Below are 17,101 nucleotides of genomic sequence, written 5' to 3' on the forward strand. Positions count from 1 at the left end.
TGAACATCGTTACCTCTTCTCCAGGGCGCCGGAAAGCTCGGCCGCCGGGCCGGGGCTGCTATACAGGGCGCGCTGGTCGTCCGGGCGGCGGTTCAGAGGGCGGACAGGCGGAACGCGCAGCCTCTCGATGTCGTCCCGAAGCTCGGTGGCGGGGCGCAGATCGTAGGCCATGGTCGTCTCCGGTCTGGCGTGTCCGGCCAGTCTGGCGGCCTTGATGGCGTCCACGACCGGCAGCATGTTGCTGATGAAGGTGCGGCGCATGTCGTGGGGCCGTACTCGGCGGGTCTTCGCCTGCTGGCTTCTCTTGGTCAGGATGTCGGCGATGCCCTGGGGCTGCATGTGCCGGGGCCGGCCGTTCTTCATCCGCGGGGCGCCGTTGCGTTCCAGGCGTGGGAACAGCGCTCCGGCGCCGTCGCCGCGGATGGCCAGCCAGCGCTCCAGCAGCCCGGTGGCGAACGACGAGAGCGGCAGATGCCGTTCCTTGTTGCCCTTGCCGACAACGCGTAGCCTGCCCGCGGTCAAGGCCCCGTAGTCGTTCATCGCTAGGTTGGTTGCTTCGGCGCGGCGCAGGCCGCAGCTGTCGAGCACGGCGATGAGCGCGGCGTCCCGTGCGCCGGCGGGGGTGTCGTCGGCCAGGCAGGTGGCCAGGAGCGCCCCGATCACCTCGTCGGGGATGTAGCAGCCGGCGGGGCCGCGTTCGATCTTGACGTCCTTGACGCTGCGGGCGCGCTGGTAGTCCTCTCCGGTGATCCCGCCCAGCCGCCAGGCTTCCTCCAGCACGCGGCGCAGTGCGCTCAGATGCTTGTTGACGTAGGCGTCAGACCAGCCCTGCCGGAGGATCTGGGCCCGCAGGTGCACGGTGTGCTCGTAGCGCAGCAGCCACCACTGCTGGGCCGCGTCCGCTGACGCTCGCATCATCGAGCGGGCAGCCGAGGATGAGGCGGGTGATCCGGTCGAGGCATCCGCCCATGCTGCGCCGTGACTCGTCGCTGTCCAAGCTGGCCAGGTAGGTGTCGTACGGGTCCTTCATCGCCGCGGCGGTAGCGATGCGATCCTCAGCACCCGGGACGGCTGTGGCCGGCAGTGACAGCGCCGCGAGCGCCAGAAGCCCTGCCTCCAGGTTCGGTGCCGTCCCCGGCACACCCTCGAGTACGGCCAGGTCATCGGTGTCCGGTGTCCGCTGTCACCGGGACCCTCCCGAAGGATGTCGACGGCGGCCCTCCGGGCCGCATGGATGCATTTCGGCGAATCCGCATGACCTCGCGAAGCCGGGGGTGGTAGCTGGCGCAGCCACCCCGAGCGGTGGCGAGGGATGCCTTGGCACGAGCGACCGGGGCGCCGTGGCGATCGTGGCACCGTTCCTGATCCAGCACGGGCCCGGCGGAGGTTCGGCGCGTTCACCGGGCTGGTCGTCGCCCAGCGCGGGTGCGACCAAATCGATAACGGCCATGGTGAAGGCCGCAGCGATGTCTCCTGGAGAGGCTCCCGCCTGCACGCGCATGGCGATCTCGATGCCCGCCTTGTGCAGCACGCGGCCGATCGTCACCTCCTCCACGCCGGGGAGCACAATGCGGAGCTTGTCGGCGAGGTCCCGGCCGACCATGCGCGACCCCTCCAGGCCGGCTCCGGAGGATCGGATGGTCTGCAACACCGCAGTGAATTGGGCGCGTTCGGTCTCGCACGGCCTCTGGGCCGCGGGCCAGAGGCCGTGCTGGTCTTCCAGGCGGCGGCGCACGGCGGCCAGGTCGGGGGCTTCGCCGTGGCGGACGGTCAGTACGAAGTCGCGGTTGACGCAGCAGACCAGGGAGGGGGCGGGTACGGATGCCAGGCAGCCGTGGTTGAGCATCGGTGCTCTCGGCTCTCTTGGCGGCCCATGACGAGCAACTTGTTGATCACGTTGGGAATCGAGGGGTTTGCCTCTGATCTCGCCATGTAATTCGCGTGCGTGCCTCGGGGGTGGTTGCCGATCAGTTGGCGCGGGCGCCTATAGTGGGCGGACGGAACCTGCGGAGACACCGGGCAGGCCCTGAAATCACGGGGTCGCGGGCGGGTTCGTCGTTACTGCTTCGAGTAGATCCTCGTGCGGTTGTCTGCTCCGGCTCTCCATCGCGTCGCTCGATCCGTACGCGATCCGCTCTTCGCGGAATGGTGAGAGCCGTCCGAATCCAGCAACGTGCGATGTCTGCGAGCCCATCGGGGATGACGCACACGCGCGCTCACATGAGGAAGACGCTGTGACAGAGACGATGACGGGTGCCCAGATCCTGGTCCAGGCCCTGGAAGAAGCGGGCGTGGAGCTCATTTTCGGGATGCCGGGCGGGACGATCCTGCCCGCCTACGACCCGCTGATGGACTCCACTCGGCTGCGCCACATTCTGGTGCGGCACGAGCAGGACGCCGGTCATGCGGCGGCCGGCTACGCCACCGCGACCGGCCGGCCCGGGGTGTGCATGGCGACCTCCGGGCCCGGCGCGACGAACCTGGTGACGCCGCTGTGCGATGCCGCGATGGATTCGGTGCCTGTGGTGGCGGTGACCGGCCAGGTCATTCGCCCCCTGCTGGGCACCGACGCCTTCCAGGAGGCCGACATCTGCGGCATCACCCAGGGCATCACCAAGCACAACTGGCTGGTGCGCGCGGCCGTGGACATCCCGCGTGCGATCGCGGAAGCCTTCCACGTCGCCACCACCGGCCGCCCCGGCCCGGTCCTGGTCGACATTCCCAAGGATGTCCTGCAGGAACATGCGCCGTACGTGCGCCCGGAGCGGATCGACCTGCCAGGAGTGCCCCAGACGTCGCGCCCGCACCCGCGCAGTCTCACGCAGGCGGCGGCCGCCCTGCGCGCGGCGAAGCGGCCGGTCCTGTACGCCGGCGGCGGGATCATCAAAGCCGATGCGGCCGGCGAGCTGATGACCTTCGCCGAGCTCACGGGCGTCCCCGTGGTCACCACGCTGATGGCCCGCGGCGCGTTCCCGCGCAGCCACCCGCAGAATCTGGGCATGCCGGGGATGCATGGCACGGTGCCCGCGGTCACCGCGTTGCAGCGAGCCGACCTCGTCGTCGCGCTGGGAGCCCGCTTCGACGACCGCGTCACGGGCGACCCGAAGACTTTCGCCCGGCACGCGAAGATCGTGCACGCCGACATCGACCCGGCGGAGATCGGCAAGAACCGCGCGGTGGACATCCCCATCGTCGGCGACGCCCGCGACGTCCTGACCGGCCTGATAGAAGCGGTCCGCCAGATCGGCGGCCCCACCCCCTGGCCGGCTTCCGGACCTTGGTGGGACGCCATCGAAGCGTTGCGCGCCGCCCACCCGATGACCTACGACCGGCCCGCCGACGGCTCGCTGGCGCCACAGCAGGTCATCGAGCGGATCGGGCAGCTCGCCGGCCCCGACGCCGTCTATGTCTCCGGCGTCGGGCAGCATCAGATGTGGGCCAGCCACTACCTTCCGCTGGAACGGCCCCGCTCGTTCCTGAACTCCGGCGGCGCGGGCACAATGGGATACGCGCTGCCCGCCGCGATGGGCGCCAAGCTGGCCCATCCCGACACCACCGTGTGGGCCGTCGACGGCGACGGCTGCTTCCAGATGACCTGCCGCACCCTGGCCACCTGCACCGTCGAGGGCATCGCGATCAAGGTCGCGGTCATCAACAATTCCGGCCTGGGCATGGTGCGCCAGCTCCAGTCCCTGTTCTTCGACGACCGTCACTTCGGCGTCGACTGCAGCACCCCGCAGCTGCCTGACTTCGCCGCTCTGGGCGAAGCGTACGGCGGTGTCGGCCTGCGCTGCGATCACGCCGAGGACCTCGACGCGACCATCCGCAAGGCCATGGAGATCAACGACGTCCCCGTCGTCATCGACTTCCGCGTGAACCAGCAGGAGATGGTCTGGCCGATGATCGCGGCCGGAGCCTCCAACGACGACATCCGCATCGCCCGCGACACCGCCCCGACCTGGGACGCCGACTACTGAGCCAACCGCGGCTCGCGGCACCTCATCGCCCCGTGGCGGGCGCGCGTCGGCGTGTTCTTCGCCACCCCCCGCCAGGCGCGGGGGCTCGTCAACGCCGAGCCCCCGCCTCCCCCTCGAGGTCGAGGTGGACTTCCATGTCCTCCAGCGGCGCTTCAGGTTGTAGACGTAGTCGCCGAACTTCGTCAGATCCTGTCAGCGATCCTCGATCAGCTGCCAATGGATCGGCTCGCCGAACAGCGCGTCGATGTGCCGGTTGCGCATACCCGGCTCAGGCCGATGGAAGGTCAGGGCCCGGAAGTTGCGGATGCGCGGCAGCAGCTCGAACCCGAACAGGCGCACTGAACCAAGGACGGGGAACGACTGGATGTAGACCGCCTCCCACACCCCGCACGGCACAAACCTGGAAAACAGCGCGATGTAATTGTCGGCTATGTGGGGGTAAGTGACGCCGCCGAAGCCTCCGTACCGGATATGGAACTCGGCGATCAGATTGTCCACAGATGTCGTACTTGGTACCGTCGGCGGCCACCGCGTTCCCCTCCCCCCACAACCGGGGCAGATGCCGGGTGGTCCGGGTCAGAATCTCCAGAAGCGAGCGTTCCGGCAGCCGGCCCTTGACCGCCGTGGCCGGCTTGAGCGCCTCGGCGCTGCGCCCGGCGGACTTGTTGGTCTTGAGCGAGGGCCGGCCCTGCTCATCAATGGCCAGGTCGGCGTTTTCGGGATAGCCCGCGTCCACGGCCGCGGCGACGCCGGTCATCCGCGCCTCGGCCGCGAAATGGGCGATCTTGGAAGGGGGCACCCCCTTCAGCCACGTCCATCATGCCGACCTGCTCCGGCAGGCCCAGCCCATTCCGTACGTGCTCGATCACCTGGGCCGGGATCTCGGCCAGCCGCGGGAACCGCCCCAGCCGCTGACAGCACTTCAGCCACACCATCAGCGACAGCCGCTTCTCATCGCTGTCGGTCATCTCCTGCGCCCAGTCCATCTCCGCCAGCTTCAGTAGCGCGACGTAGCCGCGGTCGTCCAGCAGGACGGTGCACACGCCGCTGCCCTGCCGTGGACGCGCACGTGCTCGTCCAGCCGCAGATCCGAGTTACGGGCATCCCTTGTTGCCGGCATGCGTCGGCTACACGGCCTCAGCCGCCGTACTGTGGCAGGGTGACCGTGCCTGTTGATCGGATGTCCACCGCGCTGGCGCCGTTCGTGACGACGCTGGATGCGTACGATCTTGGGCCTGGCTCGGTCGGCGTTCATCGCGGGCTTCCCTCGTCCACGGTGTCGATCACGATCCCCGAGGAGGACTCGCTCGAGATCGCGTGGGTCGGGCGGCCCGGCTCGCGCACACGGCTCCGGGCCGTTGTAGCCGGACTCCATCTGAGCGCGGCTGAGCTGAGGCAAGAGGGATGTACGCGCGGCGTATGGGTGACGCTCAGCCCACTGGGTGCCAGCGCACTGCTGGGACTCCCGGCGGCGACGCTGGCCGGGCATATCGCCGACCTCGCCGACGTCGTCCCGGCGATGGCGGACCTGCCGGAGCGCCTGGCGGCCTGCCGGTCCTGGCCGCAACGTCGCGCCCTCGTCGAACACTCCCTGCTCACCGGCCTGGCCCGGCACGGCGCACGCGCCAACGACGACGAACTGCGGGCCACGCTCGCGGTCTTGTCCGGGACCACCCGGGTGCAGGAGGCCGCTCAGCTGCTCGGGCGTTCCCGGCGGCACCTGGGCAGTATGGTTCGTGCCGAGTTCGGGGTGACGCCGAAGGAGTATCAACGGCTCGTCCGCTTCGAGGCTGCCCGGGGCCGGCTCGTGGCCGCCGCCGGTGCCGGAGAGGTCGCTCTGGCGGCGGTGGCCGCCGCGTCGGGATTCGCCGATCAGGCGCACTTCACTCGGGAGTGGCGGGCCTTGACCGGGTGCACGCCCACCGAGTGGCTGCGGGCCGAAGGCCTGACCGTGCAGAGTATGTCAGCCGGCGACCGGCCACCAGGCCCCAGTTGACGGTCGATGCGGGCGCGGTTCGTTCCCAAATGTTCAAGACACCTCCGGCGCCCGACTCCACGATGGGTGTATGACGCCAAATATCAACATTTCTCCTCGTCTAATCGTGCCTGACCCGGACCGCGCGTCGGCGTACTACCAGGACGCCCTTGGCGCCGAGCAAGTGTTCCGGGCTCCACTGAGCGACGATGGCCGACCCACCGTCGTTGATCACCGCATCGGTGGCTCGTCCTTCCGAGTCTCGCCCGCCGTCTCATCGTGGGGGTGGCTCTCACCAAGTGATCTCGGCGGCTCCGCAGTTCTCCTCGAGATCGAGGTGGCCGACCCGGACGCAGTCGGCGAACGCATGATCACCCACGGCGCCGAGGTGGTCGTGCCGATCGAGAACCGGTCCTATGGCAAGCGCTCGGGCCGCATCCGCGACCCATTCGGCCATCTGTGGATCATCACCGGCGAACTGCGCTGAGCCACACCTGAGCTGCCTGTTGCTGCTCGGGCTGGAACAGGGTGACAGGCGGCGGCCCGCGTTGTGAACTGCATCCCGTGCCCGATCGGGCACGGCGAGAGATCACGCATCGGAGTGACGAGAGTGCTGGAGTGGCTGCCCGAGTTCCCTGGAGAGGGCTGGGAGCAGCGGTGGCTGGCCAGCGGCACCGATGAGGCGCCACGGGCCTGGTCGCGGCAGTTGTAGGAGGCCGGCAGCGGCGTGGACAACGACCTGTCCAGCGGGCTGATCCGCGTCAACGGCCGGCAACGGACACGTGGTCCACTGCGACCTGGCCTTGGTCAGGCGACTGAGGGTCACACTGGGCGGCGGCGCCGACCGGATGCCGGCCAGCCTCGAACCGGCCATCCCGAGGAAAGCCGACGGCGGCAGGGTGGCCCGTTGCGAGGCCCCGCGGCGCGCGAGCGTCCGCGGCGCCCGACGTGATCGTCCATCCGTATGCGGGGCGGCGGATGGCGTCAGGGCTTCGAGGGCATCAAAGCCGCGCACCGCGTCCGGGCCACGCATCCCGTCGTCGGGGTCGTGGTGTTGTCGCAGTACTCGGACGCGTTGTTGCACCGGCGGGTGGCCGTCGTCCTGTCCTACCTCGGCCTCGGCTGACCGGCCCGAGCGGCCCGGCCGGTCCAATAAGATCATCCGCATCGTCGCCTTACTCCGGGCCGCCGTCGCCCGCTACCAGCTTCGGGCGTCCGGCCGCCGTCGCCGTCGCGCTCTACCTGACTGCCGCCGCGGTCGCCGCCGGGTACGACGGCGGGCGGTGGTTCGCCGTCGTCGCGACAGCGAGTTTCTGGCCGTGGGACGACGGGGCGCGGCTCCTGCCCGCGGCGATCTGCGTGCTCAACGCGTGGGCGCTGTGGCAGATCCTGCGCGGCCCGGCCTCGCCGCGCGCCGGGGCGCTGCCGCGCGACGTGGTGTGGCTGCGGCGCCTGCTCTACGCGGACGTGGCGGGCGATCTGCTGCTCTGGGAGCTCCTCGACGACCTGTCCGGCGTCGCGGAGTACGTCGAGTCAAAAAGGTGCTTGACTTCTTGTGCACGGAGCGGCTCCATGCGGCGGGCTCTCTCATTGAGAACACCCTTAAGATTGCTTTGGGCGCCGAAGTGTGACGCCACTCGAAGGAATGTGATCAGCGTCACATCGGCCGGGTCCGCAGCCCGGCGGCTCAGCCAGGATCCGGGTGGCCCTGCTCACGCGTGAGGCTGTCGCGGTCGCTCAGCACCACCGTATCTCCCACTCCGCCTTTACGCCTGAGGCTCAGTCCGTGTGGCGGTGCAGGTCACGCGATGCAGACACCAAGTGGGAACTCGACCCACTGACGTGATCTCAGCGAATTGCCGGTAGGTAGTCGTACTCGAAATGTGTGAGGACAAGCGCTGCACGAGCGATGCCGCCGATTCTGCTGGGCCGGCGGTGACGTGTGATCGGGGCCCTCATCCCGCCGTAGGAATTCCCGCTCCGGTCGGGGACGCGTCCGGCTCGTCCTGGTGGGGCCGGGCAGCACAGTACGCACTTGTAAGTGCGTACTTGTCGCTCGCCGCTTTACTAACCAATTGTTATTGAGGTAAAGCTCGCCTGACACATGAGGAGATATCGTGCTCGACGCGGCATCGCGAAGTCAGATCGCCCTGGGGACGACCACCGTCACCTACCTGCCCGACGGCGAGGCGCATCTCGACCCGGCCGTCCTGTTCCCCGCGTCGGTCCGGACGGGTGGGCCGCCCACGCGCCCTACCTCGATGCCGACGGCCGGCTCCCGGTCAGCATCGGCTCCTTCCTTATCGACACCGGCGCGCACCGGGTCCTGGTGGACCTCGGACTGGGGAGAGCAGGCTTCCCAGGGATCGGCTCGTTCAGCGACCGAGAGATACGCTTCGGCCGTGACCGCAAGCGCCACCGCCACGGGGTCGATGGCGACACCCGGATTGTGGGGTCGGTCAAGCCTTGAGGATTGGGGATGGCTCACCTCCGGGGAAGCGGTGAACCATCCCCACGGGTGTGGGTTAGTTGTTCGCGGGTCTGGTCAGCGCGCCGACGAACAGGAAGGTGTTGGTCGGGGGTTGGCCCGGTGCGGTGGTGGATCCGGCGCGCAAGCCGTTCATGTGCTTTCCGTCGTCGGTGACCAGCCCCCAGTAGTGCAGTGAGCTGTCGCCATTCGCGGTGTGGCAGGTTTGTGTGGCGGGATCGAGTTCGGCGGTGTTGCCGCGCACGGAGAGCGTCCAGTCACAGCCGTCCGGCGTGTGCGCGTTGATTTTGCCGCGGCTCTTAGGCTTGGGGCTGAACCGGACCGTGCCCTGTTCCGGGTAGACCGTGCCCTTGTCGGTGGAGACGACGTTGGTGAGGGTGTGGCGGTCCGCCGGGTTGTAGCGGTAGTCGCCGAGGAACCGCTTGACGAACTTGCCGTTGTCCTGGCCGCCGACCACCTTGGTACGGGAGCCGGATTTCATGGTGCCGATGAGCTCTGCCCCGTTGGGCTGATGGCTGAGAGCCGTGATCTGCTCCGTCTCCCGGTTGCCCTTGACCTGGACGGACCATTTCGTGAGGTTGCTGGAGTGACCGATCGCCGGGTTGAAGCATTCCTGGGTGGTGGACGACAACTCCAGCCCGGTGGGATGGACGCGGAAATTCCAGGTGCAGCCCTGATCGGTGTGCCCGTTGACCGTCCCGTTGGGACCAGGGGAGAACACCACCCAGCCGACCTGGGGTACTTGCAGCGGCAGCGGCAGTAGCTGGTCGCATTCGCCACCGCCGTCGGGACAGGCCAGCACAGCGACGTTGTTCAGCGTCGCGACATTGGGTTGGTCGTAATTCCACATGCCGTAGTACTTCGCCGCATTCGTGTCAGCGTCAGCCGACGCCGCGGTCACCCCGAACGGCGCCGCCATCAGGCTGACTAACAGCGCGACAACAGCCGCACGTAGCGCGAGCGGGGTCTGCGCGGTGACCGCGCTCGCTCGCGCGAATCGAGAAAGAAATGACATGGCAGTGTTTCCTTTGGTGTCGAGTCACTCGGCCAGCGCGGCCGCAGCGCGTTCCTTGGCCGCCAACGCCACTGTGAGAGCGGTGTCGAGATCGGCTTGATCGATGCCTTCGAAAGCCGCGTCAGTGCTCTCGCGCGCATGCGCATACAACGCCGCGAAGTGAGCCGTGCCGGCCTCGGTCAGTTCCGCCGTGGCGGGGATGCTGTCGTGAAGGTAGGCGACATGGCCGGCTGCCGCGGCGCGCTCCAGCAGCCGCAGCGTGTCCGCCTCGGTCAGGTCCATACGCTGGTCGAGCCCCCTAACCACCTCCTCCACCGACAGAGCCACGCCCTCCTCCTCCAGCAGGGTCAGCAGCATCCAGGTCGCGAAATCCGAATCGAAGTCCGCCAGAGCGCGACGGTGCAACGTGCCGACCAGCCGGTTGAGCTCGCCGAGCGCCCGGCCCAGGCTGGGGCGCGATGCGGGATTCACAGTCATCCGAGTCTCCTTGTGACGTGGCGGTCAGGCAGCACCCCGACTTCTGTGGGTGCCACCAATGATGGTGCCACCAACCATACACAAGATTGATGGTGACACCAACAATCGGTTAACCTGGCGAGGTGGACAGCACTACGCACCCGACACCCGCCCGCCTGCGCGCCCTGCCGAGCTGGCTGATCAATCAGACGGCGATCGCGGCCAACCGGCTGACCGACCGAGCGCTAGCCGGCACGAGTTCCCGACGCCAGTTCGCGATGCTGTCGGCCCTCGATGAGTTCGGCCCATCCAGCCAAGCCGATCTGGGCAGATGCACCGGCATCGATCGCAGCGATGTGGTGACGGGGGTCAATGCGATGGTCGAGCAAGGATTTCTGCAGCAGCGTCCCGACCCGGCCGACGGCCGGCGCAATATCGTCACGCTCACCCCCGCGGGGAAAGACCATCTGGAGAGGCTCAGCGCCCTCATCGCCGACGCCCAGAATGAACTACTGCACGCCCTCTCCCCCTCGGAATCGAAAATGATCGCCGACCTGCTCAAACGAGTCCTCGACAGTGGCTGACGATCCGGACACCCTGCGGGAGATTCACAACATGCTGAAGCGGACCATCCGGCAGGCCCACGTCCCCACCCTGATCCGTCGACACCCCGCCGAACGCGGCCCGCGCAACCGCGCCGACCTTGACCTGGCCCTCGCCGCCGTCTGGGACGGCAGCGCCTTCACCGTCGGCAAGTTGACCGGTTCGCCCGAACCCCGGTCAGCAACGGCAGGCCGCCACGCCAACGGACGCCCCCACCGTCCCTCTCCGCCGAAGGCATGCCCGCCAGGCCCCCGGCCCGTTCCTGTGCTACCTCGCCATCGACGGTCTCGACCCCGCCGACGCCCGCAAGCAGATGCGCCCGCGTGGCCGCATGAATGCCGCTGCCCGCACCGCCGCTGAAGGCCGGTCACCACCTTCCACGCCACCCAGACCAGCATCACCATCGGCATTCGCGGCCTCGACGCGGCCGAACGCATCAACCGGTTCCACCAGGTCATCCAGGGCGATCATCTGCTGACCAAGGACGGCGCGGAGCAACGGACCACGCCCTGGACGAGCTCATCACCGAACGTGGCCGGACCATCCGCAACCAACCCCGCTGACCACAGGCAGCGACGGCGCTGCCGATACTGTCCAAGGCGATGATCTCGCCCGACACCGCCCAGGAGATCCCTGTGCACCAGCGAACCGGCGGCGGCTGACGATCGTGTTACTGCTCAGCCTCGCGCTCCTCACCTGCCTGGTCATCGTGGGGCTCACCACGCACTCCCTCGGCGTTCTGGCCTCTCAACGGCTTTCAACTGGATCGGCGCGTATCTCCTTCTCCAGGAAGTGCGAGATCTCGTTCGCGACGACGTCGGGCATCTCGAGACCACACAGGTGTCCGAGCTCGCTCAGCAGGACCGCACGGCTTCCGGGGATGCGCCGCACGTCGTCGAGCTGCTTGGCTTGATCTACGACGATGTCCTTTCCGCCGAGTATGTAGCAGGTCGGTATGCGTATCTCAGGCAGCTCGTCGGCCTGGCTTGTCAGCGCACCGCCGGCCAGCCAGCCGTGCCACATCTGCTCGGTGACGGTCAGCATGCTGCTCGTCAGACTCGAGGTCTTCGACGGATCCACGGAGATTGCCGCCACTGCTTGCGTGAGGGCCTCGAGATTGCCGTACGCGGCATCGAAGCCGGCGATCACTTCGTCCCCGGCAGTCGTCCCCGCGGCGTTCCACGGAACAACACCAACCAGCGCACGCACCTCATCCGGGTGGTCAAGCGCGATACGCACCGCGATCGCACCACCAAGGGAATAGCCGACCAGGCAGTAAGCGTCGGCGCACGCGTCGTTGATCGCCTCATGCAGGGTCGCGGCCAGCGTGGGCAGTCTCCCGTCCGCCGGCGCGCGTACGGACTGACCATGTCCGGGCAAGTCGAAGATCAAGACGCGGAACCCGCTGAGGTGTCGCGCGATTCCGGTCATGAGGTCGGTCGAGGCGCCGAATCCTGGCAACATGACAAGTGTCAAAGAGCCCTGGCCGTGTTCCTCCCAGTAAATGTCCGAACTGGTGTGTGGCATCGCGATCTCCCTAGCCTAGGCGAAGTTTGTTGTCGTTGGCGTACACGTGCGGCTTGAGCACATCGGCCAGAGCCACCCGCACCGCAGGCCGGTCCCGCTGTGCCGGCAGCACCGGGTCCCGCCATGGGCGCATCATCTCGTTCAGTGCGCCTGGGTGGTGTGGCTCGCGGCGAAGGCCAGAAGAAGCGCGGCGGTCCGCGGCGGATCCTCCATGATGGGCGAGTGCCCGACACCGGGCAGCAACTCGACTTTCGCGTCCGGAACGGCGCGGTATTCGGCGGCGGAGGACGATCGCCATCTCCGGTCGTCCTCACCGAAGATCACCAGCAGCGGTTTGCCGAGGGGACTCAGCCGCTCTGGGAGCGCGCGCTGGTTCACATAGTCGTCGCCGTCCTGCGATGTCGCGATGAAGGCGTGGTAGGTCATGCCGCGCGCGTCGTCCACGACCGCCTGCGGGACCTTGTAACCGGGGCGGCTGAACGCGGTGCTCGCGGCGTTGCGGATCATGCTGTCGGTCCGAAGCCGCCACAGCAGCTGCCCGATGACGGGGTCGTCCAAGAGCCCGCCGACGAAGCCGCTTGAGATGGCGGCGTCCAAACGGGGTGCGGTGTCGATGATCACGAGCGCGGTCACCAGGTCGGAGCGTTGCTCGGCGAGAGCGGTGGCGACCGCGCCACCGGTGGAATGGCCGACCACTACGGCGTGCTTGACCCCGAGCCGGTCCATTGCCTCACCGACCCGGCGTCCCTGCTCCGGCATCCCATAGCCGGCGCCGGCCGGTTTGGCCGACCGGCCGTGCCCGAGCAGGTCGATCCGGACGACGCGATGGGACTTGGTCAGCAGCGGAACGAGCGCGTCCCACGAGCGGGTCGACGCGGCGAGCCCGTGGATCAGTACGAGTGCCGGGGCATCGGGGGGGCCGTCCTGGCGCACGTAGATGTCCCCGCCGTCGAGGGACAGGGTCGGATTCCCACTGGCCTCGGCGCTCTGCCCCGACACCACCACCGCGTTCACGAGAAGCAACCCGACGACGACGAAGAGGACAGCCGAGGCGATCAAGAGGCGCCGCCGGCGCCGTGCCGCGCTGCTCACATCAGCCTGCCGGCGCGGAAACCGCAGGTCGGCGTCGCCGAAACAGCGGGGTCATCGAACCCCAGGGAAATAATCATGGGCCTACTGTCGCCGCCGGTGCGCGCCGTGTCTTGAACAAATGTTCCGGTCTGTAGGCTCGCCTCTAGACGAAAGCCCGATACTGGCTCAACCCCACCGCCGCTGATCGCCTACCACGCACTTGCCCTGATACGGAAAGTCATCACCACCATCAAGGCCACCAGGCAGGCAGCATCCACCAGATAAGGCCTGGCCCTCCCGGGCAGCCACACCTCCTGCAGATCACTACGCTTACCGCTGATTCTCGGCTGAATCGGACCGGTACGGCCGGCGCCCTTGACCGCTGAGCGGCGCCGGGCCCGCCCAGCGCAGGTGACCGCGGCGACGTTCACAGCGGTAGCCGCCTCACCTCCGGCCGGCGACCGAGCCGGAGATCCCTGGAGGTGAGGCTTGGCCATGCGATGTCGTCAACGGCGAGAAACGGCTCACCGGCCACGGTCGCGGGGGTTGCGCCGGTGAACGCCACGACGTCCCGATGCAGGTGGGACTGGTCGGCGTAGCCGGCGTCGGCCGCGACTTGGGCCGGGCCTTCACCCGCGACCAGGCGGTGGGCGGCATGGTCGAAGCGGACCAGCTTCGCGGCGCGCTTGGGCGGCAGGCCGAGCTGCGACCGGAATCGGGACCACAGGCGCTTGCGGCTCCACCCGACCTCGGCCGCCAGTCCGTCGACCCGGGCCAGGCCACGGCTGCCGGCGATCCGGTGCCAGGCCCAGGCCACCTCCGGGTCCACCGGCGGCCCCGCCTCATGCCGGCGGGCGAGCAGCGTGTCCATCAACGCGAAGCGATCCTGCCACGACGAGACATCGCCCAGTTGCTCGCGGATCCGTGACGCCTCCCGGCCCCACAGGTCGTCGAGGGCGATCACGGCGCCGTCGAGGTCGGCGGGCGAGGCGCCCAGAACCGCGCGGGCGATCACCGGGGACAGGCGCACCTGCACGCACTCGACGTTCTCACCCCGCGCCCGGACCGGGCCTTCGGACCCGAGCCCGGGCCCGGCGACGACACTTCCCCGCTGCTGCCGCCCGGCGGTGTAGTCCACGACGGGCGAACCGGTGCCGAACTCCACAAGCAGCGTCACGGCCGGGTGCGGGACCATCCGGAGCGCGTCCAGGTCACGGACACGGAACCCCGCCATGGTGACACCGGCCACCCTGCTGGGCCGCTGCGGGGATGCGACGTCCCACACAGCCGCCCCGTGCACGAACGTCTGCACCGTCCCATGCTACGCGGGCCGACCGAGGGAACATTCGTTCAATACGCGGGCGCCTACCGGCGGCGACAGTGGCCTCATGACTATTCTTGACGGGCGACCGCACCTGAGAAGCGACGCCGAGGCCACCGAGAGTGCGACCCTGTCCCTGGAGGACGGCAACATCCAGGTGTGCCAGGACGGTCCCCGCGACGCCCCCGTACTCCTGCTCATCCACGGGTCCGCCTCCTCGACCCGCTCGTGGGACGCGCTGGTACCGATGCTGACCGGATCCCATCGCGTCATCCGGATCGACCTGCCCGGGCACGGCCGGTCAGCCGAACCGGCCGACCGCAGCTACGCGCTTCCGGACCAGGGACGCCGGGTCGGCGAGGCACTGGACAGGCTCGGCGTCAAGCACACCATCGTGGTCGGACATTCCAGCGGCGGCGTGGTCGCCACCGCCCTCGCCGAACAGCGACCCGACCTGGTGACCGCGCTCGCGCTCATCAACACCGGACCCCACATGCAAGCCTTCATCGCGCAGGAGTCCGCCGAAATCGGTCCCTCGCAGTGGCCGCCGACCGACGAGCAGATCCGCCAGATGGCGAGCACCGGGTTCAGCCGCGAGGGCTACCAGATCCCGCAAGAGCTCGTGGACGATCTGCGCGGTATGAGCTTCCGTGCGTTCGCCGCGGCGATGCAGGCAGTCCGGGACTACCTGGAGCAGCGGGCGCTCCCGGAGCGGCTGAGTCCCCTCGGCAAACCGCTGCTGGTGATCTTCGGTGAGGACGACCGGAGATGGCGATCCACGCCGCACAGACGGGCTGAACGAGACATTCGCGTGTAAGGAGACATGCTTATGCGGATTCTCATCTCCGGCGCCAGCGTTGCCGGTCCGGTGCTGGCGTACTGGCTCACCAGGCACGGCTTCTCCGTCACCGTCGTCGAGCGCGCGCCGACTCTGCGCAAGACCGGCGGCCACGCGGTCGACCTGTTCCGGCCCGCGATGAACATCTCGGAGAAGATGGGCGTGCTCCCGCGCGTCGAGGAGCGGGCCACCGGCACGAAACGGATGACCGTCTACCGGGAGGGCTCACGGCGTCCCATCCGGGTGGACCTCTCCAAGATCTTCAGCGCCACCTCCGACCGGCACGTCGAGATCATGCGCGACGACCTGAGCGAGATCTACTACGACGCCACGCGCGACGACGTCGAATACATCTTCGGCGACTCGATCACCGCGATCTCGCCCGACGGCGAGGTGCGGTTCGAGAACGCCGCGCCGCGCCGCTTCGACCTCGTCGTCGGCGCGGACGGGCTGCACTCCAACGTGCGCCGCCTCCTGTTCGGCGACGAGTCCCGCTTCAGCGCCTTCATCGGCGCCTACCTCGGAGTGCTGACCCTGCCCAACACCTCCGGCCTCGACGGCGAGCTCCTCATGCACGTCGGCGTCGGCCGCACGGCCGGCATGTACGGCGCGCGGCACCTCGGCGACGCCCGAGCGTTGTTCCTGTTCCGGAGCGAGCACGAGCTCGACTACCACCACCACGACGTGCCCCGACAGAAGGAACTGCTGCGCGGAGCGTTCGACGGCATGCACCCCGACGTGGACCACTGGCTGGACGAGCTCGACCACACCCCGGCGTTCTACTTCGACTCGATCATCCAACTCCGCATGGACACCTGGTCACGAGGGAGGGTGACGCTCGTCGGCGACGCGGGCTACTGCCCCGGCCCGGCCGTCGGCGGCAGCACCACCCTGGCCGTCGTCGGCGCCTACGTCCTCGCCGGAGAGCTGGCGCGAGCAGACGGCGACCACGAGCGCGCCTTCCCCGCCTACGAACGCACGATGGCCGAGCAGATACGCGGCAGCCGCGCGGCCGCGCTCAGCGCGGCCAAGACCCTGATCCCCACCTCACGCCTCGGCGTGTCGGGACTGGCCCAGGGCGCCCGCCTGCTCTCCGCCCTGCCCGCGGGGCCCAGCCGCGCCCTCCTCCGCCTCACCACCAAGAGCGCACGCCTCTACAACTCCATGACCGTCGACGACTACCCGCCGTCGCCCGCCGCATCAGGAAACCCAGCCGGCCTCGCGAGCGACCCCGGAGGCGGCCTCGGGAGCGGGCTCGAGGCGGAGTGAGAAGTGCTCGCCCTGCTGCCGGCCCGGCCTGCGGAACCGGTGAAGGAGCAGCCCAACCGACGCCCGCAAGGTTGTTACGGCGTGGGGGGATGCTCCGGACCGGGCAGTCTCGGCGGCAGGCGAGACCAAGCGCTTCGAGTCGATCAACTCCATGGGTATCGCGATTGCTTCGAGAGGTGTTCTCTCCCCCGCGTCCTACCGAAGGATCCGTTAGAAAAGAGGGTCGGCCTCATGACCGATGACGCCACCACATGCCTTCTCGACCGCTTCATCGCCGCTATCCGGCCAGTGGTGCCGTTGGTCTCAATGTGGGCGCATGGGTCGCTCGCGGGCGGTGACTACCAGCCGACCCGCAGCGATCTCGATCTGGTCGCTGTGCTCGGCCGCCCCTGCACAGAGCAGGAGGAACAACGCATCGCTGAGGTGCACGAGGATCTGGGTGGGACCATCCCGCTCGCCTGGCTACAGCGGCCTGATCATGGGTTTCTCAGCGGAACGCTGCATGCCCCCTCGGGGAGTGAGTCGCCGGTGGTCATTGTCCGGTCCGGAATGGACTTTTAG

Annotated in this window: 17 protein-coding genes; 8 read left to right on the plus strand and 9 right to left on the minus strand. The window is 68.6% G+C overall.

Annotated features, from left to right (window positions below; genetic code table 11):
* Positions 1-9: 9 nt before the first annotated feature.
* Together ACQPWU_RS28465 and ACQPWU_RS28470 are read right to left on the minus strand one after the other, a co-directional pair.
* A complete protein-coding gene (locus ACQPWU_RS28465) occupies positions 10-918 on the minus strand; it encodes a tyrosine-type recombinase/integrase (protein ID WP_433444786.1) in 909 nt (302 codons plus the stop codon).
* A 265-nt stretch (positions 919-1,183) separates the two neighbouring features.
* Entirely contained in the window at positions 1,184-1,846 is a 663-nt protein-coding gene (locus tag ACQPWU_RS28470; RefSeq protein WP_433444787.1) for a hypothetical protein, read from the minus strand.
* 346 nt (positions 1,847-2,192) lie between these two features.
* On the opposite strand from ACQPWU_RS28470, the gene ACQPWU_RS28475 reads away from it, so the two are divergent.
* On the plus strand, positions 2,193-3,977 hold the full coding sequence (locus ACQPWU_RS28475) for an acetolactate synthase large subunit (RefSeq protein ID WP_433445303.1): 1,785 nt from the start codon (positions 2,193-2,195) through the stop codon (positions 3,975-3,977).
* A 192-nt stretch (positions 3,978-4,169) separates the two neighbouring features.
* On the opposite strand, the gene ACQPWU_RS28480 is transcribed toward ACQPWU_RS28475, so the two are convergent.
* Both ACQPWU_RS28480 and ACQPWU_RS28485 read right to left on the minus strand, forming a co-directional pair.
* Positions 4,170-4,475 carry a Tn3 family transposase gene (locus tag ACQPWU_RS28480; RefSeq protein ID WP_433444788.1) on the minus strand — a complete coding sequence of 102 codons (306 nt, stop codon included), beginning with the start codon at positions 4,473-4,475 and terminating at the stop codon, positions 4,170-4,172.
* A 197-nt stretch (positions 4,476-4,672) separates the two neighbouring features.
* Positions 4,673-5,020: a DUF4158 domain-containing protein gene (locus ACQPWU_RS28485; RefSeq protein ID WP_433444789.1), complete on the minus strand. Its 348-nt coding sequence runs from the start codon at positions 5,018-5,020 to the stop codon at positions 4,673-4,675.
* A 116-nt stretch (positions 5,021-5,136) separates the two neighbouring features.
* On the opposite strand from ACQPWU_RS28485, the gene ACQPWU_RS28490 reads away from it, so the two are divergent.
* From ACQPWU_RS28490 to ACQPWU_RS28500, 3 genes are all read left to right on the plus strand, one after another.
* Positions 5,137-5,973, plus strand: coding sequence for a helix-turn-helix domain-containing protein (locus ACQPWU_RS28490; RefSeq protein WP_433444790.1), 837 nt, complete (start codon positions 5,137-5,139; stop codon positions 5,971-5,973).
* A gap of 70 nt (positions 5,974-6,043) precedes the next feature.
* The gene (locus ACQPWU_RS28495) at positions 6,044-6,439 is read left to right on the plus strand and encodes a VOC family protein (protein WP_433444791.1); all 396 of its coding nucleotides are present in this window, start codon (positions 6,044-6,046) and stop codon (positions 6,437-6,439) included.
* Positions 6,440-6,916: 477 nt separating this feature from the next.
* Complete coding sequence (locus tag ACQPWU_RS28500) at positions 6,917-7,078, plus strand: hypothetical protein (RefSeq protein ID WP_433444792.1); 162 nt, start codon at positions 6,917-6,919, stop codon at positions 7,076-7,078.
* Positions 7,079-8,477: 1,399 nt separating this feature from the next.
* On the opposite strand, the gene ACQPWU_RS28505 is transcribed toward ACQPWU_RS28500, so the two are convergent.
* Entirely contained in the window at positions 8,478-9,359 is an 882-nt protein-coding gene (locus tag ACQPWU_RS28505; RefSeq protein WP_433444793.1) for a hypothetical protein, read from the minus strand.
* A gap of 120 nt (positions 9,360-9,479) precedes the next feature.
* On the minus strand, positions 9,480-9,932 hold the full coding sequence (locus ACQPWU_RS28510; protein ID WP_433444795.1) for a hypothetical protein: 453 nt from the start codon (positions 9,930-9,932) through the stop codon (positions 9,480-9,482).
* A gap of 122 nt (positions 9,933-10,054) precedes the next feature.
* Here ACQPWU_RS28510 and ACQPWU_RS28515 point away from each other — a divergent pair, with 122 nt between their 5' ends.
* Positions 10,055-10,495: a MarR family winged helix-turn-helix transcriptional regulator gene (locus ACQPWU_RS28515; RefSeq protein WP_433444796.1), complete on the plus strand. Its 441-nt coding sequence runs from the start codon at positions 10,055-10,057 to the stop codon at positions 10,493-10,495.
* Positions 10,496-11,261: 766 nt separating this feature from the next.
* On the opposite strand, the gene ACQPWU_RS28520 is transcribed toward ACQPWU_RS28515, so the two are convergent.
* The 3 genes from ACQPWU_RS28520 to ACQPWU_RS28530 form a co-directional block, all read right to left on the minus strand.
* Entirely contained in the window at positions 11,262-12,041 is a 780-nt protein-coding gene (locus tag ACQPWU_RS28520) for an alpha/beta fold hydrolase (RefSeq protein WP_433444797.1), read from the minus strand.
* Between the two features lie 141 nt (positions 12,042-12,182).
* Positions 12,183-13,133 carry an alpha/beta fold hydrolase gene (locus ACQPWU_RS28525; protein ID WP_433444798.1) on the minus strand — a complete coding sequence of 317 codons (951 nt, stop codon included), beginning with the start codon at positions 13,131-13,133 and terminating at the stop codon, positions 12,183-12,185.
* 406 nt (positions 13,134-13,539) lie between these two features.
* Positions 13,540-14,424: a helix-turn-helix domain-containing protein gene (locus ACQPWU_RS28530; RefSeq protein WP_433444799.1), complete on the minus strand. Its 885-nt coding sequence runs from the start codon at positions 14,422-14,424 to the stop codon at positions 13,540-13,542.
* 76 nt (positions 14,425-14,500) lie between these two features.
* Between ACQPWU_RS28530 and ACQPWU_RS28535 the strand changes: the two genes are divergently transcribed.
* The 3 genes from ACQPWU_RS28535 to ACQPWU_RS28545 all read left to right on the plus strand — a co-directional run bounded on the left by ACQPWU_RS28535 (position 14,501) and on the right by ACQPWU_RS28545 (position 17,101).
* Positions 14,501-15,250, plus strand: a complete 750-nt coding sequence (locus ACQPWU_RS28535; protein WP_433444800.1) for an alpha/beta fold hydrolase — start codon at positions 14,501-14,503, stop codon at positions 15,248-15,250.
* A gap of 12 nt (positions 15,251-15,262) precedes the next feature.
* On the plus strand, positions 15,263-16,540 hold the full coding sequence (locus ACQPWU_RS28540; RefSeq protein WP_433444801.1) for an FAD-dependent monooxygenase: 1,278 nt from the start codon (positions 15,263-15,265) through the stop codon (positions 16,538-16,540).
* A 231-nt stretch (positions 16,541-16,771) separates the two neighbouring features.
* Positions 16,772-17,101: a nucleotidyltransferase domain-containing protein gene (locus ACQPWU_RS28545; RefSeq protein WP_433444802.1), complete on the plus strand. Its 330-nt coding sequence runs from the start codon at positions 16,772-16,774 to the stop codon at positions 17,099-17,101.

Source organism: Nonomuraea sp. CA-141351, from assembly GCF_050944675.1.
Classification (GTDB): Bacteria; Actinomycetota; Actinomycetes; order Streptosporangiales; family Streptosporangiaceae; genus Nonomuraea.